Origin of the sequence: Nocardioides sp. IC4_145 (assembly GCF_011250565.1) — a bacterium.
Lineage (GTDB): Bacteria > Actinomycetota > Actinomycetes > Propionibacteriales > Nocardioidaceae > Nocardioides.
The window spans coordinates 22,307-43,033 of sequence record NZ_JAANMS010000043.1; the positions used below are offsets into that span (position 1 = coordinate 22,307).

Consider the following 20,727-nt stretch of genomic DNA (forward strand, 5'->3'; position numbering starts at 1 on the left):
GGTGGGACGGCTCAGGCAGGCAGGGCGGCCGGCTCGGGGCCGGCGAGCTTGCGCAGCTGGCGACCGAGGTTGCGGCGGTTGGTCTCGGCGAGCCAGCCGTTGGGCAGGGACAGCCGGACGACCTTGTGCCAGGCGCTGGCGACCTGCTGCGGCAGCGGGCGGGCGTTGTAGGAGAGGCCGTAGCGGTCGAAGATCTCCCGCATCCGCGGCGCGATCTCGCCGTACCGCCGGCTCGGCAGGTCGGGGAAGCAGTGGTGCTCGATCTGGTGGGACAGGTTGCCGGTCATCAGGTGCATGAACTTCGAGCCGGAGATGTTCGCCGAGCCGAGCATCTGGCGCAGGTACCACTGCGCTCGGGTCTCGTTCTCGTCGAGCTCGGCCTCCTCGAAGGTCTCGACGCCCTCCGGGAAGTGGCCGCACATGATGACCGAGTGGCTCCAGACGTTGCGGGCCAGCGTCGCGACGGCGTTGGCCGTGAGCGTCGCCTTCCAGCCCGGGCCGCTGAGGACCGGGTGGACGACGAAGTCCTTGGTGACCTGCTTGCGCACCTTGTGCAGCGCGGCCTTGACCTCCTCGCGCTTCTCCGGCGACATCTTGCGCTTCTCGCGCAGGTGCTCGCCGAAGTCGAGGTCGTACATCGCGATGCCGTACTCGAAGATGCAGGCGGTCACGAAGTTCCACACCGGCTGGATCAGGTGCCGCGGGCGCCACTGCTGGGCCTCGTCGACGCGGAGGATGCCGTAGCCGAGGTCGTTGTCGCGGCCCAGGATGTTCGTGTAGCGGTGGTGCTCCTCGTTGTGCGCCCGCTTCCACTGCTCCGCCGGCGAGGCGTGGTCCCAGTCCCAGGTCGAGGAGTGGATCTTCGGGTCGCGCATCCAGTCCCACTGGCCGTGCAGGACGTTGTGGCCGATCTCCATGTTGTCCAGCGCCTTGGCCGTGGCCAGGCCGACGGTGCCGACCAGCCAGGCCAGCTTGTTGCGGCTCGCCGCGATGAGCACCACGCGGCTGCCGAGCTCGAGGGCGCGCTGGGCGCGGATCACCCGACGGATGTACGCCGCGTCGACCTCGCCGCGGTCGTCGAGGACCTCCTGGCGGATCGCGTCGAGCTCACGGCCGATCTCCTCGACCTGCGCCGCGGTCAACCCGCCTGGGTAGACCTTCTCGACCGCCTTCCCCGAGCCGGGCCCCGAGGTGTCCGCCGACGCGGGCGGGGCGGTCGTCAGGTCGTCCCGAGTCACGGTCGTCATGCACATACGGTGCCCGATCGGCGGTGAGGGCACCGTCATCGGGTCGGGATTTGACCATCTGTGGGGGTGGTTGCGGTCGTGGGCACGTCACGGGGTCTCGACACGCTCAGGCCCTGAGCGGGCCTTCGCTGCTCCACCAGCGGAGGTGCCTTTGCTGCTCAACCAGCGGTGGTGGCGGAGGGGTGGCGGACCGGACCCTCGCGCTCGAGCCGCTCGCGCTGGGGGACGACGGTGTACTTCGGGTCCATGGCCGAGGCCTGGCCGGCCTCGAACACCCCGAACCGGGTGCACGCGGAGCCCACCATCAGCGCGGCCCCGGAGAGCACCGACAACGCCCGGCTGCGGCGCGCGCCCGCGAGGAGCGTCCCGGCCGCGCCGGCGACGGTGAGCGCCTTGGACGCCCGCATGAGCCGACCGGCCTTGCCCTCGTGGAGCGGCTCGGCGGTGATGCCCATCGTCTGCTCCATGCGGTGCTCCATCACCAGCTCGAACGCCGCGCCGGCGACGGCGAGCCGGCGGGCGGGCCCGGCCTCGGCGACCGGGGCGGTGATCATCGCCATCCCGGAGGAAGCGGCCGCGGCCGAGCCGACGAACACGAAGGGGAGCTCGCGGTAGGCGGAGTGCCACGACGGCGTCGCGGTGTCGGAGAGCAGCACGGCGGTGTAGGAGGCGACCGCGGGCGCGACGACGGCGGCGAGCACGCCGGCCGGCCGGTCGGCGTACGGCAGGAGGTCCAGCGGACGGTGCAGGACGCGCGGCACCCAGCGGCGCGGCACCATCCGGCCCACCTCGGCGGCGGTGGCCGCGCCGGCGAAGGCGCCGTACGCGGAGAGGATCCACGTGCCCATCGACATCGGCGAGGTCGGCTTGGCGACCCGCAGCATGTTGTAGAACCGGCTCGGCGTGCCGAGGTCGTGCACCAGCGCGACCATCGAGAACCCGAGCGCGCCGAGCGACACGAACCGGCCCGAGCGGCGCATCGCCGGCCAACCAGTCAGGTCCGCGCCGGCGGCGAGGATCGAGGAGCCGGCGGCGAGCCCGCCGGCGAAGAGGTACGCCGGGATGTCGGCCTCCCACGGGGAGGGCTTGACGATCGGCCGGCCGTAGTAGGAGGTGAACTCCGCCTCCGGCACCATCGAGCGGTCCCCGCCGCGCCGCCCGCCGCCGCGGCGCCGACCACGGCCGCCCTCGCCGCTCCCCCGGCGACCGCCGCGGGTGCCGACGGTCGCGGTCGTCTGCGAGCGCACGTCGATCGGACCGTCGCGGCCGACGGCGTTCGACCCGTCGGCGCCGAGCGGGTCGCTGGCGGCGTTGACCTGGTCCTGGGTCCCGGCGCCCTCGGTGGGGTCGCCCTCGGGACCGGTGGGTCGGCCGGTGGTCACGGTCGCCTCCCGAGGAACGCGACCGCGGCGCCGGCGAGCAGCGCCCCGGCGGCGGCCACGGCGTGCTTGTACATCGCCGGGAGGTCCTTGGTCGTCACGACCGGGTCCGGCGGGAAGCCGTAGACCTCCGGCTCGTCGAGCAGCAGGAAGAACGCGCCGGTGCCGCCGACGCCGTCGTTGGGGTCGTTGCCGTAGAGGCGGGCGTCCATGATTCCGGCCTCGTGGAGCTGCTCGACCCGCTTGTTGGCCCGCTCGCGGAGCTCCTCGACGTCGCCGTACTGGATCGACTGGGTCGGGCAGGCCTGCGCGCACGCCGGTGTCTTGCCGGCGTCGAGGCGGTCGTAGCAGAGCGTGCACTTCTGCGCGATGCCGACGTTCTTGGCACCGTCGGGCGCCTTGCGCCGCTCGATCACGCCGTACGGGCAGGCCGGCACGCAGTAGCCGCAGCCGTTGCAGATGTCGTCCTGCACGACGACGGTGCCGAACTCGGTGCGGAACAGCGACCCCGTCGGGCACACGTCGAGGCAGGCGGCGTGCGTGCAGTGCTTGCAGACGTCGGAGGACATCAGCCAGCGGAAGTCCGGTCGGTCGTCGGCGCCGTTGGCCAGCTGCTCGGCCGCGCCGGTCGGTGGCACGGTCGGCATGCCGAGGTCGACGGTGCCGCGCAGGCCGGTGTCCTGGCCCTCGCCCTCGGTGACCAGCCGCTTGGGCTGCTCGATGAAGGCGACGTGGCGCCACTGGTTGGCGTTGAGCGAGTGGCTGTTGTCGTACGACGTCGCGGTCATGTCGAAGTGGTCCGACGGGACGTCGTTCCACTCCTTGCACGCGACCTCGCACGCCTTGCAGCCGATGCAGATGCTCGTGTCGGTGAAGAAGCCCTTGCGCTTGGGGCGGTCCTCGTCGTAGCCGGCGTCGGCCGCCGGGTCGAGCGGCCCCCAGAAGGAGTTCTCGCTGATCGTCCAGCTCACTCGGCCCCTCCTCCCCCGCCGGTCGGGTCGCCCTCGTCGTCGCCCGCGGCACCCGGGCCGGTGGTGACGATCGGGACCGTGTGGTCGTCGTAGACCCCGGACCGCTGCTGGTAGGTCGTCACGAGGTCCACCACCGCGCGGCCGGTCGGTCGGCGGCCGGGAAGGACGTCACAGGTGCCCACCTTGCTCTCCTGGATCAGGACGTTGGGGTCGAGCGAGATGCCCAGCAGGTCGTTGGCCGAGTCGCCGGTCACCAGGCCACCCGTGCCCCAGTGGTAGGGCAGCCACACCTGGTGCACGGTGCGCCCCTCGACGCGCAGCGGGGTCATCCGCTCGGTCACGAGCACCCGCGCCTCGATCGCCGCGCGGGCGGTCACCACGTGGCACCAGCCGCCGTTCTCCAGCCCCCGCTCGGCGGCCAGCTCGGGGCTGATCTCGACGAACATCTCCGGCTGGAGCTCGGCCAGCCGGGCGACGTACCGGCTCATCCCGCCAGCCGTGTGGTGCTCGGTCAGCCGGCTGGTGGTGAACACGTAGGGGAAGACCTCGCTGCCGTCCTCGGGCGGGCTGGGGTTCATCCGGTTGTCCTGGCGCGGGTACTCCTTGCGCGTCGGGTTGGCCTGCTGGCCGTAGATCGGGTTGCGGAAGGGCGACTCGACCGGCTCGTAGTGCGTCGGCAGCGGGCCGTCGATGAGGCCCTGCGGCACGAACAGGCCGCCCTTCCCGTCGCCCTGCATGATGAACGGGTCGTCGCCCGCGATCCCGGCGATGCCGTCCACGCCCTCGTCCGGCCGGTACGACGGCGGCTTGGTCACCTCGAAGTCCGGCACGTCGTGGCCGGTCCAGCGCTGCTGCTCCTCGTCCCACCAGACGTAGGCCTTGCGCTCGCTCCACGGGCGGCCCTCGGGGTCGGCCGACGCGCGGTTGTAGAGCGTGCGCCGGTTGGCCGGCCAGGTCCAGCCCCACTCGGCCGCGACCCAGTCCTGCTCGTTGCCGGGCTTGCGGCGGGCGGCCTGGTTGACGCCGTCCTTCATGACGCCGGTGTAGATCCAGCAGCCACCCGCGGTCGAGCCGTCGTCGGCCATCTCGGTGAACGTCGACAGCGGTCGCCCGGTGGCCACCTCGAAGCCGTTGATCTCCTCGAGCACGGCCTCGGCGTCCGGGTCCTGGGTCTCCCCGAGCAGCGGGTAGTCCCAGGTGAGGTCCAGCAACGGCCGGTCGCGCTCGTCGGTGGAGTCGGCGAGCCGCTCGCGGATCATCCGGCCGAGGTGGAAGAAGAACCACAGCTCGCTGCGGCAGTCGCCCGGCGGCTCGACGGCCTTCTCGCGCCACTGCAGCATCCGGTGGGTCTGGGTGAACGTGCCCTCCTTCTCCACGTGGGAGGCGGCAGGCATGAGGAAGACCTCGGTGCGGCATTCCTCGGGCACGATCTCGCCGGTCTCGACCTCCGGGGAGTCCTTCCAGAACGACGCGCTCTCGATCTCGAACAGGTCGCGCACGACCAGCCAGTCGAGGTTGGCCATGCCCAGGCGCTGAGCCTTGCCGTGCGCGGAGCCGACGGCGGGGTTCTGCCCGAGCAGGAAGTAGCCCTTCACCTTGCCGTCGATCATGTCGAGCACGGTGCGGTAGGTGCCGTGGTCGCCGGTGATGCGCGGCAGGTAGTCGTAGCAGAAGTCGTTCTCGGCGGTCGCGTGCTCGCCCCACCACGCCTTGAGCATGCTGATGCCGTAGGCGTCGGCCTTGGACCAGAAGCCCTTCGCCCCCGGGTTGCGGACCGCGTCGATCCACTGGTCGAGGCTCTGGTGCTCCTCCGCGTTCGGCATGGGCAGGTAGCCGGGCAGCAGGTTGAACAGCGTCGGGATGTCGGTGGAGCCCTGGATGCTGGCGTGGCCGCGCAGCGCCATGATCCCGCCGCCGGGGCGGCCCATGTTGCCCAGCAGCAGCTGGAGGATCGCGCCGGTGCGGATGTACTGCACGCCGACGCTGTGCTGGGTCCAGCCGACGCTGTAGACCAGCGCGGTCGTGCGGTCACGGGTGGAGTTCTGCGTCCAGGCCCGGCAGACCTCGAGGAACTGCTCCTCGCTCACGCCGCACGTGTTCGCCACGACCTCGGGGGTGTAGCGGGCGAAGTGCCGCTTCAGCACCTGGTAGACGCAGTTGGGGTGCTGCAGCGTCTCGTCGCGCAGCACGTCGTCGTTGACGCTCATGCCGTGCGTCTCGTGCTGCATGCCCGAGGCGGTCTCCCGCTGGGTCTCGTGGTCCTGGCGGTCCCCGCCCTCGTCCTCCTGCGTGGCGTATTGCCAGGACTGCGGGTCGTAGGTGCGGGTCTCCGCGTCGAACCCGGAGAACAGCCCGTCGAGGTCGTCGGTGTCGGCGTACTCGTCGCTGACGATGGTGGCGGCGTTGGTGTACGCCACGACGTACTCGCGGAAGTCGAGCTCGTTGGTCAGGACGTAGTTGATGATCCCGCCGAGGAACGCGATGTCCGTCCCGACGCGCAGCGGCACGAACGTGTCCGCGAGCGCGCTGGTCCGCGTGAACCGCGGGTCGATGTGGATGACCTTCGCGCCGCGGGCCTTCGCCTCCATGACCCACTGGAAGCCCACCGGGTGGGCCTCGGCCATGTTGGAGCCCTGGATGACGATGCAGTCAGCGTTGGACAGGTCCTGCAGGAAGCCTGTGGCGCCGCCGCGCCCGAACGAGGTCCCCAGACCGGGGACCGTGGCGGAGTGTCATATCCGCGCCTGGTTCTCGATCTGGATGGCGCCCATCGCGGTGAAGAGCTTCTTGATGAGGTAGTTCTCCTCGTTGTCGAGGGTCGCCCCTCCGAGGCTGGCGATGCCCATCGTCCGCCGGACCTTGCGGTCCTGGTCGTCGAGTTCCTGCCAGGTGTCGTTGCGCGCCTTGACGACCCGGTCGGCGATCATCTCCATCGCGACGTCGAGGTCGAGGTCCTCCCACTCGGTGCCGTAGGGGCGGCGGTAGCGGACCTTGGTCTGGCGCAGCTCGCTGGTCACGAGGTTCTTGCTGGCCGCGCCCTTCGGGCACAGCCGGCCGCGGTTGACCGGACTGTCGGGGTCGCCCTCGATCTGGATGACCTGCTCGTCCTTGACGAAGATCTTCTGCGCACACCCGACCGCGCAGTAGGGGCAGACGCTCTTGGCGACCCGGTCCGCGGTCTCGGTGCGGGCGGTGGTCGCGTCGGTCTGCTTCGACCGGGCGGCGACGCCGCGGCCGAGCACGTCGGAGCCGAGGAGCTGCCGGAGCACCGGCCATCCCAGGTTCGTCTTCGCCACGGTCACCCTCCCTCGGTCTGGCGACAGTACCCCCGTCCGCCGACAACCAATCTCCTCCTCCCCCTCGGCATGTCGGCTCGACCACTTGCCAATCCGGAAAGTGACTGGTTCACTTTCCAACATGGAAAGCAACCAGGACGCAGACCTCCTCCGCGAGCTGGAGCGCGCCGAGGCCGCGCCGTACGTCGACTACCCGCCCACCCCGTGGTGGTACTACCCCGCGGCCGGTGCCTGGTTCGCCGGGATGACCGGCCTGCAGGGCCTGACCGACGTCAACCTCGCCGTCGCGGTCGCCCTGCTCGTCGTGCTGCTGGTGGCGCTCGGCGCGTTCTGCGGGTGGTACGCCCGCTACCGCGGTGCGATGCCGTCGATGCTGCGGCGTGCGCCGCGCGGGATGGGCCCGATGTTCGCGATCTACTTCGTCGGCGTCGCGCTCGTCTTCGCCGCCGTGTGGTGGACCGGCAAGGAAGCCGGTTGGGGCTGGGCCTCGGCGCTGATGTTCGTGCTCGCGACGGTCGGGCTCTGGCTGCACGAGCAGTCGTACGCCGCGGCCGCCGCGCGCGTGCGGGAACGGCTCTCGTGACCAGCGGGCTCGAGGAGCTCGACCCGGTCATCCACGCGCCCAAGCGGCTGGCCGCGATGGCGATGCTGTCGACGGCGACGTCGGTGACGTTCCCGTTCCTGCGCGAGCACCTGCAGGTCAGCGACTCCGACCTGTCCAAGCAGATGTCGGCGCTGGAGAAGGCCGGCTACGTCTCGGTCAGCAAGGACGGCCGCGGCCGCGGGGGCACGACGTCGTACCGCATCACCCGCGCCGGCCGCGCGGCCTACACGAAGCACCGCAAGGCGCTCACCGCCATCCTCGGCGGCTAGCGCACCTGCACGGTCACGCCGTCGCGGGCGGGCACGAGCTCGCCGATGACGGGGTGGCCGGGCAGCTCGCCGGCGACGAGGAGGCCGCCGGAGGTCTGGGCGTCGGCGAGGAGGACCAGCTCGTCCTCGTCGACGCCGGCCTCGAGGAACGGGCGGACCCAGTCGAGGTTGCGGCGGCTGCCGCCGGGGACGAACCCGTCGCGCAGCGCCTCGCGCGCCCCCTCGACGTACGGCACCGCGCTCGCGTCGACCACCGCGGTCACCCCGCTCGCGCGCGCCATCTTGTGCAGGTGGCCGAGCAGGCCGAAGCCGGTCACGTCGGTGGCCGCGGCCAGCCCGGCGCCGACGGCCGCGCGGGACGCGTCGCGGTTGAGCGTCGTCATCACGTCGATCGCGTGCTGGAAGACCTCGCCGGTCGACTTGTGCCGGTTGTTGAGCACGCCGAGGCCGATCGGCTTGGTGAGCGTGAGGGGTACGCCGGGGCGCGCGGCGTCGTTGCGCAGCAGCCGGTCCGGGTGGGCGAGCCCGGTGACGGCGAGGCCGTACTTCGGCTCGGGGTCGTCGATGCTGTGCCCGCCCGCGAGGTGCGCGCCGGCCGCGCGGCACACGTCGGCTCCGCCGCGCAGCACCTCGGCCGCGACCTCGAACGGGATCCGGTCCCGCGGCCACGCCAGCAGGTTGAGCGCCACCAGCGGCTCGCCGCCCATCGCGTAGACGTCGGACAGCGCGTTGGTCGCGGCGATCCGCCCGAAGTCGTAGGCGTCGTCGACGACCGGCGTGAAGAAGTCCGTCGTCGCGATGACCGCCCGCTCGCCGTCGATCCGCACCGCCGCCGCGTCGTCGCCGGAGTCGAGCCCGACCAGCAGGTCGCCGCTCGCGTCCTGGTCGGTCCGCCCGCTCGACAGGTCGCCCAGCACCCGCTCGAGCTCCCCGGGCGGCACCTTGCACGCGCACCCGCCACCCGAGGCGAACTGCGTCAGCCGGATCCCTGCCGCCACCGAGGTCGTCATGGGAGTGACCGTAGTCCGGTGTCGTGCGGGCCGGTGGTGGTCGGCGGCCGGCGGGGGTCTGTCGGGGTCACCGGTGAACCGGTGACCCCCTCGCATACCGGGGTAGATCTACCCCGGTATGCGAGGGACTCCCGTGGTAAGTCGCCGCGCGGGGACGCCGGAGGGCGCTCGCCGGGACCAGCGCCTAGGATCGCCGCGGAGGCGTTCCTCGTCTGGTGACGGGCGCGGTCCTCAAAACCGTAGTGGCCGAGCATCTCGGTCAGGCGGGTTCGATTCCCGTCCGCCTCCGCCAACTTCTCCCGGATCCCCGCTTCCTCCACGCAGAGTTTCCGGCACTTCGGTGACGGGGCTCACGTCGGAGGTCTACGCTCAACGGGCGCTGCTGCGCAGCAGCCTTCGGATACGTCCTGGGAGGGACCCTTCTTCATGCAGATCAACCGCTTCGCCCGCCGCCTCGCCGTGGCCACCACGTCCGTCGCCGTCGCCGGCACCGCCCTCGTCGGCGCGACCATGAGCACGGCGCAGGCCGCGACCGTCACCAACGACTACACCTGCGCCGCCGGCCCGATCAACGCCGGCACGTTCACGCTGTCCGTCACCGGAGACATCCCGGTCCCGGAGTACTGGGCCGGCGCGGGCGTCCCTGCCGGTCTGCTCAACGTGACCGCCAGCGCCACCGTTCCGCCTGAGGCCGCCGGTCTGCTCACCGCTGCGGGCATCGAGCGCGCCGAGTCGCCCGACTTCGGGTTCACGCTGGGCACCTCGAAGGCGCCCGTGCCGCTCGCCGGCGACTTCGTGACCCAGGACGGCACGACCACGTGGAACGCCACCGGCAAGAACAGTGCATTCCAGACCCCGAAGCCCGGCGCCTACGACGTCCTCCTCCCGACCGTCTTCTCGCTTGCCACCAAGACGGCCACCGCGGACTCGGTCACGCTCACCTGCACGATCGTCGAGGGTTCGACGCCCGCCGCGGTCGACACCATCACGCTCAACCAGCAGAGCGTCAAGGAGTTCAAGGCCAAGGGCGCGACGGTCAAGAAGGGCAAGAAGGCGACCGTCAAGGTCACCTCGCTCCAGGCCGACGCCGGTGCGGTCAACGCCGGCAAGGTCACCGCGTTCAAGGGCAAGAAGAAGGTCGGCTCCGCCAACGTCAAGAACGGCAAGGCCTCCATCAAGATCGCCAAGCTGCCCGTCGGCAAGAACAAGCTGACCCTGAAGTACGGCAACAACCCGAGCGTGAAGGCGGCGACCGCGAAGGTCACCGTCACCGTCAAGAAGAAGTGACGCGAGCCCCTCGGGGCACCGCAGCACCACGGCAGCACCACGAACGCCCGGCCGGGTCTCCCGGCCGGGCGTTCGGCCGTCTCGGGCATGCTGACCCCGTGCCCAGCGACGACCCGAGACGACGGACGCCGCGCACCGACGCCGTCCTGGCCGACCCGCTCCTGGCCGAGCCGCGGACGCGGCTGGGCGACACGATCGTCAAGCGGGTCGTGGCCGAGACGCTCGAGCGGTGCCGCGCGGGCGAGGTCGCGCCCGAGGACGTGGCGGCGACGGCACACGCCGCGCTGCCGACGTACGCCGTCTCGTTGCGGCGGGTCGTCAACGCCACCGGCGTCGTGGTCCACACCAACCTCGGCCGGGCGCCGCTCTCCGAGGCGGCCGTCGAGGCGCTCACCGTCGCGGCCGGGGCGACCGACGTCGAGCTCGACCTCGCGACCGGCCGCCGGGGTCGGCGCGGCCGGGACACCATCGCCGCCCTGGCCGCGGCGGTGCCGGACGCCGGCGGGGTGCACGTCGTCAACAACGGCGCAGCCGCCCTGGCGCTGGTCACCTGCGCGCTGGCCGCCGGCCGCGTCGTCGTGATCGCCCGCGGGGAGCTGGTGGAGATCGGCGACGGGTTCCGCATCCCCGAGCTGCTCGAGTCCGTCGGTGCGCGGCTGCGCGAGGTCGGCACGACGAACCGGGTGCGGCTGGCGGACTACGACGCCGCGATCGACGACGACGTCGCGTTCGTGCTCAAGGTGCACCCCTCGAACTTCCTCGTCTCCGGCTTCACCTCCTCCGTCCCCGTCCGCGACCTGGCGACGCTGCCGGTGCCGGTCGTCGCCGACATCGGGTCGGGCCTGCTCGCGCCGCACCCGCGACTGCCGGACGAGCCGAGCGCGGCCGCTGCCCTGAAGGAGGGCGCCGACCTGGTGACCGCCTCCGGCGACAAGCTGCTGGGCGGCCCGCAGTGCGGGCTGCTGCTGGGGCGCGCGGACCTGGTGGAGTCGCTGCGTCGACACCCGTTCGCCCGCGCGCTGCGCGTCGACAAGCTCACCCTCGCCGCGCTGGAGGCGACCCTGACCGGACCCGTGCCGCCGGTCGCGGCGGCGCTGACCGCGGACCCGCTCGCCCTGCGGGCGCGGGCCGAGGCGCTGGCCGCGGCGATCGGCGAGGTGCCCGGCGGGAGCGCCGAGGCGGTCGACTCGACCGCGGCCGTCGGCGGCGGCGGCGCTCCCGGGGTCGACCTGCCCTCCGCGGCGGTCGCACTGCCCGCCGCGCTGGCCGAGCCGCTGCGCCTCGACGCCGAGCTCCCGGTCGTGGGCCGGGTCGAGCGCGGCCGGTTGCTCCTCGACCTGGTCGCGGTCGAGCCGGCCGACGACGCACGGGTCGCCGCCGTCGTACGCCGTGTCGCCGGCGCGGGAGCCTGAGCGTGCACGTCGTCGCCACCGCCGGTCACGTCGACCACGGCAAGTCCACCCTCGTCCACGCCCTCACCGGCATGGAGCCCGACCGGCTCGCCGAGGAGCGCGCCCGCGGGCTGTCGATCCAGCTCGGCTACGCCTGGACCGAGCTGCCCACCGACACCGGCAGCGAGCAGGTCGCGTTCGTCGACGTGCCCGGCCACGAACGGTTCGTCACCACCATGCTCGCCGGCATCGGGCCCGTCCCCGCGGCGCTGCTCGCCGTCGCCGCCGACGACCCGTGGATGCCCCAGGCCGCGGAGCACCTCGCCGCCCTCGACGCGCTCGGTGTCGCGCACGGCGTCGTGGCGGTCACCCGCGCGGACCTCGCCGACCCCGCGCCGATGGTCGAGCGCGCGCGGGCCGAGGTCGACCGCACCTCGCTGGTCGGCGCGCCCGTGGTCCCGGTCAGCGCCCGCACCGGCGCCGGCCTCGACGAGCTGCGCGAGCACCTCGCCGCCCTCGTCGCCCGCCTGCCGCAGCCCGACCCCGCCGCGGCCGTGCGGCTGTGGGTCGACCGCCGGTTCACCATCACCGGCGCCGGGACGGTGGTGACGGGCACGCTGCCGGCCGGGACGGTACGCCGTGGCGACGCGCTCGAGCTGTGGTCCGGGGGCCCGGCCGCGCCGGTCCGCGTGCGCGGCGTCCAGTCGCTCGGCGCCGGGGTCGACGCGGCCGCCGGGGTGGCCCGGGTCGCCCTCAACCTCACCGGCGACGGCCTCGACCGGGTCGACCGCGACAGCGTGCTGGTCACGCCGGGCGCGTTCCACCCCGCGACGACGGTCGACGTCCGGGTGACCGGGGAGGGACGCATGCCGGAGCGACCGGTGCTGCACGTCGGGGCTGCGTCGTTCGCGGTCCGGGCGCGGCCGCTCGCCGGCGACGAGGGCGCGCTGGTGCGGCTCGCGCTGCCGCGGGCGGTGCCGCTGCGGGTCGGTGACCGGGCGCTGCTCCGCGACCCCGGGTCGCGCCTCGTCTGGGGCGTGCGGGTGCTCGACCCCGAGCCGCCGCCGCTCGACCGGCGCGGCGACGCCGCCGCCCGCTCCCGGGTGCTGGCGACCGTCGGCGACGAGCCGGACCTGGCCGGCGAGCTGGACCGTCGCGGCCTGGTCGCGGCCGCCCTCCTCGAGCGCCTCGGGGTCCCGACCACTCCCCTGCCCGACGGCGCGGTCGACGCCGACGGCACCTTCGTCTCCGCGGCCCGGGCCGCCGCCCTCGCCCGCGAGGTCGCCGAAGCGGTCCGCAAGCACGACGCGGCCCACCCCCTCGACCGTGGCGTGCCGGCAACGGCGCTCGCCGACCGGCTCGGCGTGCCGGCCGCGGTCGTCGCGGCGGTCGCGCCTCGCGTGGACGGCGGGCGCGTCGAGCGCGGTCGCGTCGTTGTCGGGGACGCAGGCCCGGCTCTGCCGGCAGACCTCGAGCGCGCGCTGGCCGAGCTTGCGACGGACCTCGCCGACGAGCCGTTCGCGGCGCCCCCCGCCGACCGGCTCGCCGCCCTCGGCCTCGACCCGCGGCGTACCGCTGCTGCCGCCAAGGCCGGCCGACTCCTCCGCCTCGCGCCCGCGGTCGTGCTGCTGCCCGGCGCGGACGCCCTCGCGGTCGAGCGGTTGCGCGGGCTGCCGCAGCCGTTCACCACCAGCGAGGCCCGGCAGGCGCTCGGCACGTCGCGCCGGGTCGTGCTCCCGCTGCTCGAGCACCTCGACCGCGCCGGCCGCACCCGGCGACTGCCGGACGACCGCCGGCAGGTCGTCGACCGCTGAGGGCGTGCCCCGGGAGCGCCTCAGTCCTCCAGCAGCGCCCGGACGTCGTCGGCGGTGACCGCGGCCGACATGGCCCCGTCGCCGTCGACCACCTGGGCGAAGAGCGCGGCCTTGCGGGCCTTGAGCTCCATCACCTTCTCCTCGATGGTGTCGGTGGCGACCAGGCGGTAGACAGTGACGGGTGAGTGCTGCCCGATCCGGTGGGCCCGGTCGACGGCCTGGGCCTCGGTGGCGGGGTTCCACCACGGGTCGAGGACGAAGACGTAGGTCGCCTCGGTCAGCGTCAGCCCGACGCCGCCGGCCTTGAGGCTGATGAGGAACGCCGAGGCGTCGCCGTTGCGGAACCCCTCGATCGCTGCGTCCCGGTCCCGCGTGCGGCCGTCGAGGTAGGAGTAGGACAGCCCCTCGACGTCGAGCCGCTCGCGCACCCGCGCGAGGAAGCCGGTGAACTGGCTGAACACCAGCGCCCGGTGGCCCTCCTCGGCCAGCTCGCGCAGGTGGTCGGCGAGCAGGTCGATCTTGGCCGAGCCGACCGAATCGAGCTCCGGGTCGACGAGGTACGGGTCGAGGCTGAGCTGGCGCAGCTTGGTCAGCGAGCTGAAGATCGCGACCCGGTTGGCGGCGAAGTCCTCCTGGATCAGGCCGAGGATGTGCTGGCGCTCGCGCTGCAGGTGCGCGTCGTACACCTTGCGGTGCTTGGCCCCCAGCGCCACGTCGAGCACCTGCTCCTGCTTGGGCGGCAGGTCGGCGGCGACCAGCTCCTTGGTGCGGCGTAGCAGGAACGGGCGGATCCGGGTGCGAAAGCGTCGCAGCGCGGCCTCGTCGCCCTGCTTCTCCACCGGCTTGGCGACGATCTCGCCGAACTTCTTCGGGTGCGGGTAGAGCCCGGGCGCCACGATCGAGAGCAGCGACCACAGCTCCATCAGCCGGTTCTCGAACGGCGTGCCCGTCAGCGCCAGGCGGAACGGCGCGTCGACGAGCCGCACGGCCTGGTAGGTCTTGCCCTGGTGGTTCTTGACCTGCTGCGCCTCGTCGAGCACCAGCCCGCCCCACGGCATCGCGGCGTAGTCGTCGGACTCCAGGCGGAGCAGCGTGTACGTCGTCACCACGACGTCCGCGCCGGCGATGACGTCCTTGAGCTCCTCGCCGCGGCGCCGGCGGCCGGCGGTCACCGCGCGGACGTCCAGCCCGGGGGCGTGGGTCGCGGCCTCGCGGACCCAGCCCGGCACGACACTCGTGGGCGCGACCACCAGGAAGGGTCCCGCTCCCTGGGCTCGCGCGTGGCTGATCAGCGCGAGCGTCTGCAGCGTCTTGCCGAGGCCCATGTCGTCGGCGAGGATCCCGCCGAGCCCGGCGTCGTGGAGGAAGGCGAGCCAGCGGAACCCCTGGAGCTGGTACTCCCGCAGCGTGCTCACCATGCCCGGCGGGTCCACCTCGGGCAGGGTGGTGAGGCCGCGCAGCGCCTGCGCCGCCTCGACCCACTGGCGGGCCTGCTCGTCGACGACGCCGATCTCCGCCAGCTCGCCCCACGTGCCGAGGTCGCCGGCGCCGACACCGATCGAGTCGGGGTCCTTCTGCTCCGACAGCTCCTCGGCCGCCCGCACCGCCTCGGCGAGGCGGGTGAGCGCGGGGTGGGCCGTCGGCAGGTGCCGGCCGCTGGGGAGGAACACCATCTCCTCGTCGTGGCGCAACGCCTCGGTGATCGCCTCGATGAGCGAGGACAGCGGCACCTCCTCGCCGTCGACGTCGATGACCACCCGGAGGTTCAGCCAGTCGACCCGGCCCTCGCCGGACTGGTCGTCGAGCTCGAACCGGATCTCCGGCTCGCCCTCGGCGGCGCGGTGGTCGGGCTGGATGCCGACGTCCTCGACCTCGACGAGCGGGTCCTCGCGAAGGTCGGGCAGCACCTCGCCGACGAGGGTCAGCAGCCGGCTGCCGCGCAGCAGCTGGCTCGCGACCAGCGCGCCGTCCTCGCCGCGGAGCAGCTCGTCGCCGGTCGCGCCGAGGTCGAGCCGGTCGAGGTGGGCGCGTTCGCGGTCGTGACGTCGTGCCGCCCTCGACGCTGCGCCCGCGTCGAGCGGCGCGCGGACCTCGTGGTCGCCCGTGCGGTAGGACCAGCCCCAGGTGACCTCGGCCGTGCCGGGTCCCTTCCAGGCGATGGTGAGCACCAGGGCCGGCGGCTGCTCCTCGGGCACCGGCACCGACCCGTCGCGCGAGGCGACGGGCAGGTGGCGGCGCAGCCGCGGCAGGTGGGTGCTGACGAAGAGCTCGCCCTGGTCGGCGGGGATGCGCAGCGGGTCGGGGTTCTCGACCAGACGCCGCACCGGCTCGGGGACCAGCCGGTCCAGCGGCGCCAGGACCAGCGTCCCGGCGGCCTCGTCGAGCAGGCCGACGCCGTGGCCGCGCTGGCCGACCACGAGCAGCTCGTCACCGGTCCAGAAGCGGTCGTCGTGCCACACGCCGACCACGAGCCGCGCGGCGCCGGTGTCGGCTTCCTCGGGGCCGTCGGCGCTGAGCTCGGCGCTGAGCGACAGCGGTCGCGGGGCGAGGGTCACCGAGGTCAGGCCTCCCCCGCCGCGGAGCTGCACGCCCGCGGCACGGGCCCGGTCGAGCATCGCCCAAAGACCGGGCCCGAAGTCGTCGAGGGGTGACTCGCCCGAGCCGTAGTAGTACGGCGAGCGCCGGGCCCCGGCCAGCTCCAGCAGCGGCGCGAGCTGGTCGGGGTCGTGGGTGCGGGAGTACGACACCCGGGTCAGCTCGTCCCACCCGACACCGCGCTTGACCCACTTGCCGCGCGCACCGGAGCCGAGGGGGCGCATCCGCAGCGAGGGCCGGCTCGCCCGGACCTGCCAGGACGGGGCGCGTCGGTGCGCGGAGGCGTCGCGCCGCGCCTCGGGTCGGTCGAGCGAGACCTCGAGCGCGAGCGCCTGGGTGCGACCGTCGGCCGGGCCGGCGTCGAGCTCGTCGAGCACCCGCCCGAGTCGCTCGGTCCAGGCCGGGCCGGCGCCGGCCTGCCCGGACTGCCCTGCCTGCTCGGCCTTCTGCCGGCTGATGGTCAGCGCCAGCGCGGCGCCGTGCTTGCAGCCCACCCCCACGGGGCAGGTGCAGTCGCTGTAGAGCTCCCACCGGCTCGGGGTCCGCACCGCGCACAGCTCGACCTCGTAGGGCTGGGGCGACGAGCCCTCGACGGTCGCAGCCACCACGACCTCGTCCACGTCCGCGCCGACCAGCCGGATGTCGTCGACGAAGCGGCCGACGTACTCCTGCGCCCGGGTGACCGTGCCAGCGTCGAAGGAACGCTGCACCATCGACTCGTCCAGGTCCGGCAGTGGCGACTGGGACACGGCCCCTCCTGTCTCGTCGTCCATGGGTCTTGTCCGCGACGATCATCCCCCGCGCCGCCGACATCGACGCCGTCGGTGGGGCGCGGCTGTGGACAACCACGCCGACCCCGTCGTCGACAGGCACAACACTGCTCGGCGCCCCGTGTTCCCGGGGGCCCGCGACGAGGCGGGAACACGGACGCCCGCCCTCCAGGGGGGACCGAGGGCGGGCGACCGTGTGCGCTCCTGGTGGATCGCTGCCCGGCCCCACAGGGGGACCGAGGCCGGGCGGCGCTCCGGAAGGTGCTTCGACCGACACCTGTCACGGACGTCCCGGCCCGTTACACCGACCTCCGACCGGTCTGGACCGGGAACGGACGGAGCCCGGCGCGTCGCGCCGGGCCCCGCCCAGTGGAGGTCGTGCGAAGAAGGAGGTCAGTTGACCCGGACGGTCATGAACCCCTGCTTCTCGTTGCTGTTCACCACGCGGATGGTGGTGCCGCTGCCGGCGACGCGGACGCTGCCCTGCGGGTTGGCGGGGTCGTAGTAGCGGTCCGGGTCGCTGTCGTCGAAGACCGGCGACTGCTGCCGCGACGGCACGTCGAGCGTGGTCATCCCGCCGGCGGTCTCGCGGTGCAGGCTGATCGCGTCGGTGCGGCCGAGGCCGAAGGTGGCGTCGAACGAGCCGATCCGGTTGCGCGCGAGCGTGCCGTCGGACCAGCGCAGCGCGCTCGCGTCGGCGTCGACCGGGAGGGCCTCACCAGCACCGGGGTGCTGGCTGGTGTTGTTGTCGGCGAAGAGGCCGTTGACGTACCAGACGAGCATGCCGTTCTGGTACGGGAAGCGCTCGACCCGGTCCGGCGCGGAGACGCCCCAGCCGAAGTTGTACGGGCCCTCGGCGAGGGTGGTGTCGTAGCCGGCGTACTGGCGGTTCTCGGCGAGGTAGTAGTGGGTGTACTCCTCGATGTACGAACCGTCCTCGACCGCCACGAAGCCGTCGCGCGTCCACGCCTCGTCGCCGTCCTCGAAGCCGGTGGTCAGCGCCGAGCCGACGGCCACGTCGTCGACCTTCAGGCCGAGCTCGTGGTACGCCGCGTCGTTGAACATCCGGAACCGGACCTGCGCCTGCTCGCCGGCGTACGCCGCCAGATCGGCGCTCAGGTCGACCCACTGGCCCTCGGAGGAGCCGGTGATCCCGTGGCCGTCGTTCTGGCCGTTGGGGTCGGTGTCGGTGGAGAGGTTGGTCGCCAGCGGGGTGAAGGTCGACCCGCCGTCGGTGGAGACCTCGGCGTAGGCGTAGTCCCAGTCCGTCTCGATCTGGTAGTCGACCTTCGCGGTCAGCGTCGCGCCCTCGGGGACCGTGAACGCGGGGCTGGTGGCCGTCGCGGTCCGGTCGTCCCCGGTGCCGGAGTAGAGGTAGCGGCTGCCGGACGCGGCCGGGCCGACCTCGGTCTCGGTGGTGCCGTTCGGCAGGTTGACGAGGACGGCCTGCGGCGACTTGGTCGCGTGGTAGGCCGGACCGAGCTTGACCTGCGCGGACTGCCCGGCGCGGACGGTGGCGTGGTCGAGCCAGCCGAGGAACAGCTTCTCGTGCGGGCCCATCGAGTTGGGCAGGGTGCCGATGGCGTCGTCGTCGGCGTGGCTGAGCCAGGAGCCGGAGCTCATGAGCGTCCAGAAGGCCGTGCCGTTCTCGCCGCCGTTGGTGTCGTAGTAGTCGGGCAGGCCGAGGTCGTGGGCGAACTCGTGGGCGAAGACCCCGAGGCCGCCGTTCTCCGGCTCGGTGGTGTAGTCGCGGATCCAGATCCCCGTGTCACCGATCTCGACGCCGCCGTGCTTGGCGCCGTCGGGGCCGACCGGCGCGGTCGGGCGGACCGCCCAGCGGTGCGACCAGATGGCCGACTCGGGTGCGCCCGCCTCCTCGCCCTCGCCGGCGTGGATGGCCTGGAAGTGGTCGATGTAGCCGTCGGGCTCGGCGAAGTCGCCGTCCCCGTCGTGGTCGAAGCGGTCCCAGACGTCGAAGCGCTCGAGGTAGTCCTGGATCTCGGCGTCGGACTTGCCGGCGGCCTCCTGGGACTCCAGCCACGCGGTGGCGGCGTCGGAGATGAAGCGGGTCATGTCCTGGTTCGACTCGGTCATGCCGTAGCTGGCCGAGTTGTACGGCACGGTCACCCAGTCACTGACGTCGCCCTGGACGTCGAAGCGGCCCGAGGACATCTCGTCGTAGACCTGGCGGAACGACGCGCCGCCCTCCTCGGGCATGCCGTGGAAGAACATGTCCATGAAGTGCGAGCGGTCGAACGTCTCGCGCCAGTAGGTGCTGTTGTCGTCCTCGGCCGGCTCCTCGATCTGGCCGTGCCGCGGGCCGGCGCCCTCGGCCGGGAAGCGCGGGTCGACCTGGTCGCCGAAGTCGACGAGGAAGGAGAGCAGCTGAGCGGTCTCCTGGGTGCCGTACTCGACCCACTGGCCGGGCGCGACCTTGACGGCCTCCGAGCCGCCGCGGTCCTGGGGCTTCACCTGGCCGGTGACGACGAGCTCGGTGGCGCGGGCCTTGCCGGCGCGGCGCTTGGTCTCGAGCGGGTCGGGACGGTCGTCGGCCTTGGCCTGGCCGGCCGTCTGGTGGGTGGTGGCGTCCGGGTCGGCGGCAGGGGTCGCCGTGGCCGGTGCTGCGACGGCGCCGGCGGCGAGCCCGAGGGCTGCGGCCACGCCGAGGACGCTCGTGGTGCGTCTGTTCACGTGTTCCTCCGAGATGGTTCCGAGAGGCCGCGCGGGGGCGCGGCCGGCGTCACCCGACCACTGCGGAGGTGGTGCACGGAAGGGCCCGGGCGCTCCTTCGCCGCTTCGTTACGAACTCGAGACCAAGCGCGCCCGGGTGTCACATCTCGCACTACCGCAGCTCAGCGCGGCGCGCACCTGTCCCTTCGGGTGAGGCGGGTCAGCCGCGGGCGCGCGCCTCGGGGCCGAGCACCTTGGTGCGCGTCGGGTCGTCGAGGTTCGTCTCGACCTCGAAGGTGCGCCGGTAGCCGGTGTGCTGGATCCGCCACCCGTCGACGGTGCGCACGTAGCGGTCGGAGTAGATCGCGCCGCCCTCGAGGGAGAAGCGGAAGGCGTCGACGATGACCTTGTCGTGGAGGTACCACGTGCCGCTCGCGCGGTCCGGGTCGTCGGGGTCGAGGTCGACCTCGGGGTGGTGCGCCTGGTGCATGGTCAGCACGCCCTCCCCCATGTTGCGACGCATGAAGTCGACCAGCGACGTCGGCTCGTCGAAGACCAGCCCGTTGTAGTCCGCGGTCGCGTCGGGCGCGAAGCAGTCCGCGAACTCCGCCCAGCTCTTGGTGTCCAGGCAGCGCAGGTAGCGGTACTTCAGCCGCGTGATCGCAGCGACGTCGGCCAGCTCGTCCATGGTGGTCCTCCCACTCATCCGAAGAACGCCTGCCCGCCGTCGAGCGGCAGGGTCGCGCCGGTCAGGTACCGCATGTCCGGCCCCAGCAGCGCCACGACCGCGCGGCCGATGTCCTGCTCGGGGTCGCCGATGCGACGCATCGGGATGGAGGCGACGAACTCCGCGGCCTCCTCGGGGTGGTTCTCGGTCCACCACTTCAGGCCCGGCGAGAGCGCGTGCGGCGCGATCGCGTTGACCCGGATGCCGTCGGGCGCCCACTCCACGGCCGCGGTGCGGGTCAGCGAGCGCAGCGCGGTCTTCGCCGCGGCGTACGGGCCGTAGGTCGTGGGGTCCCACCGCACCATCGCCGAGGTGACGAGGTTGATGATCGAGCCGTCGCCAGTCGCCTTGAGGTGCGGGTGGGCGGCCCGCATCAGCGCGAACGCCGCGAACGGGCCGGTGCGGAAGCCCTTCTGGAAGAGGTGGTCGTCCACCTCGAGCAGCTTCTTGCCGACCGCGCCCGCGTAGGCGTTGTTGACCAGGACGTCGAGGCGGCCGAACCGCTCCACGGTCTCCGCGACGACACCCGGGAGCCGCTCCAGCTCGGCGACGTCGCAGGCGATCGCGTGGGCGTCCGCGCCGCGCTCGCGGACCAGCCGGCAGGTCTCCTCGAGCTTCTCCGGCGTCCGGCCCACGACCGCGACCGACACCCCCCCGGAGGCCAGCGCGAGCGCGATGCCCTGCCCGACCCCCTGCC

General features: G+C 73.1%; 14 protein-coding genes and 1 tRNA gene. 6 read left to right on the forward strand and 9 right to left on the reverse strand.

Going from position 1 to position 20,727, the window contains the following annotated elements:
- Positions 1-11: 11 nt before the first annotated feature.
- From G6553_RS16515 to fdh, 4 genes are all read right to left on the reverse strand, one after another.
- Complete coding sequence (locus G6553_RS16515) at positions 12-1,247, reverse strand: acyl-CoA desaturase (RefSeq protein WP_166195413.1); 1,236 nt, start codon at positions 1,245-1,247, stop codon at positions 12-14.
- Between the two features lie 158 nt (positions 1,248-1,405).
- Positions 1,406-2,629 carry an NrfD/PsrC family molybdoenzyme membrane anchor subunit gene (gene nrfD / locus G6553_RS16520; RefSeq protein ID WP_207619897.1) on the reverse strand — a complete coding sequence of 408 codons (1,224 nt, stop codon included), beginning with the start codon at positions 2,627-2,629 and terminating at the stop codon, positions 1,406-1,408.
- Positions 2,626-3,597 (reverse strand): 4Fe-4S dicluster domain-containing protein, encoded by a 972-nt coding sequence (locus tag G6553_RS21380; protein WP_347565770.1) that lies wholly within the window; start codon positions 3,595-3,597, stop codon positions 2,626-2,628. Before G6553_RS21380 ends, nrfD begins: the two co-directional genes overlap by 4 nt.
- Complete coding sequence (gene fdh, locus G6553_RS16530) at positions 3,594-6,893, reverse strand: formate dehydrogenase (RefSeq protein WP_347565771.1); 3,300 nt, start codon at positions 6,891-6,893, stop codon at positions 3,594-3,596. The genes G6553_RS21380 and fdh overlap by 4 nt, the downstream gene beginning before the upstream one ends.
- A gap of 121 nt (positions 6,894-7,014) precedes the next feature.
- Here fdh and G6553_RS16540 point away from each other — a divergent pair, with 121 nt between their 5' ends.
- Positions 7,015-7,476 carry a hypothetical protein gene (locus tag G6553_RS16540; protein WP_166195419.1) on the forward strand — a complete coding sequence of 154 codons (462 nt, stop codon included), beginning with the start codon at positions 7,015-7,017 and terminating at the stop codon, positions 7,474-7,476.
- Entirely contained in the window at positions 7,473-7,766 is a 294-nt protein-coding gene (locus tag G6553_RS16545) for a transcriptional regulator (protein ID WP_347565772.1), read from the forward strand. The genes G6553_RS16540 and G6553_RS16545 overlap by 4 nt, the downstream gene beginning before the upstream one ends.
- Here G6553_RS16545 and selD read toward each other — a convergent pair.
- Entirely contained in the window at positions 7,763-8,776 is a 1,014-nt protein-coding gene (gene selD / locus G6553_RS16550; RefSeq protein ID WP_166195422.1) for a selenide, water dikinase SelD, read from the reverse strand. The genes G6553_RS16545 and selD overlap by 4 nt on opposite strands.
- A 197-nt stretch (positions 8,777-8,973) precedes the next feature.
- Here selD and G6553_RS16555 point away from each other — a divergent pair.
- The 4 genes from G6553_RS16555 to selB all read left to right on the forward strand — a co-directional run bounded on the left by G6553_RS16555 (position 8,974) and on the right by selB (position 13,268).
- Positions 8,974-9,068, forward strand: a tRNA-Sec gene (locus tag G6553_RS16555).
- Positions 9,069-9,202: 134 nt separating this feature from the next.
- A complete protein-coding gene (locus G6553_RS16560; RefSeq protein ID WP_166195425.1) occupies positions 9,203-10,063 on the forward strand; it encodes an Ig-like domain repeat protein in 861 nt (286 codons plus the stop codon).
- A 98-nt stretch (positions 10,064-10,161) separates the two neighbouring features.
- Positions 10,162-11,475, forward strand: a complete 1,314-nt coding sequence (gene selA, locus G6553_RS16565; protein WP_166195428.1) for an L-seryl-tRNA(Sec) selenium transferase — start codon at positions 10,162-10,164, stop codon at positions 11,473-11,475.
- Positions 11,476-11,477: 2 nt separating this feature from the next.
- Positions 11,478-13,268: a selenocysteine-specific translation elongation factor gene (selB, locus tag G6553_RS16570; protein ID WP_166195431.1), complete on the forward strand. Its 1,791-nt coding sequence runs from the start codon at positions 11,478-11,480 to the stop codon at positions 13,266-13,268.
- A gap of 20 nt (positions 13,269-13,288) precedes the next feature.
- Here selB and G6553_RS22255 read toward each other — a convergent pair whose 3' ends face one another.
- The 4 genes from G6553_RS22255 to G6553_RS16590 form a co-directional block, all read right to left on the reverse strand.
- Positions 13,289-16,612, reverse strand: a complete 3,324-nt coding sequence (locus G6553_RS22255) for a DEAD/DEAH box helicase (RefSeq protein ID WP_166195434.1) — start codon at positions 16,610-16,612, stop codon at positions 13,289-13,291.
- Between the two features lie 414 nt (positions 16,613-17,026).
- The gene (locus G6553_RS16580) at positions 17,027-19,324 is read right to left on the reverse strand and encodes an immune inhibitor A domain-containing protein (RefSeq protein ID WP_166195437.1); all 2,298 of its coding nucleotides are present in this window, start codon (positions 19,322-19,324) and stop codon (positions 17,027-17,029) included.
- A 199-nt stretch (positions 19,325-19,523) separates the two neighbouring features.
- On the reverse strand, positions 19,524-19,991 hold the full coding sequence (locus G6553_RS16585; protein ID WP_242680564.1) for a nuclear transport factor 2 family protein: 468 nt from the start codon (positions 19,989-19,991) through the stop codon (positions 19,524-19,526).
- Positions 19,992-20,005: 14 nt separating this feature from the next.
- Positions 20,006-20,727: SDR family oxidoreductase (locus G6553_RS16590; RefSeq protein ID WP_166195443.1), on the reverse strand; the 722-nt coding region annotated here is incomplete at its 5' end.

What these genes read in the sequence shown, in the direction of transcription:
- G6553_RS16515 (WP_166195413.1), bottom strand. Translation starts at nt 1,247, where the DNA reads ATGACGACCGTGACTCGGGACGACCTGACGACCGCCCCGCCCGCGTCG.
- G6553_RS16540 (WP_166195419.1), top strand. Translation starts at nt 7,015, where the DNA reads ATGGAAAGCAACCAGGACGCAGACCTCCTCCGCGAGCTGGAGCGCGCC.
- selD (WP_166195422.1), bottom strand. Translation starts at nt 8,776, where the DNA reads ATGACGACCTCGGTGGCGGCAGGGATCCGGCTGACGCAGTTCGCCTCG.
- G6553_RS16560 (WP_166195425.1), top strand. Translation starts at nt 9,203, where the DNA reads ATGCAGATCAACCGCTTCGCCCGCCGCCTCGCCGTGGCCACCACGTCC.
- G6553_RS16585 (WP_242680564.1), bottom strand. Translation starts at nt 19,991, where the DNA reads ATGGACGAGCTGGCCGACGTCGCTGCGATCACGCGGCTGAAGTACCGC.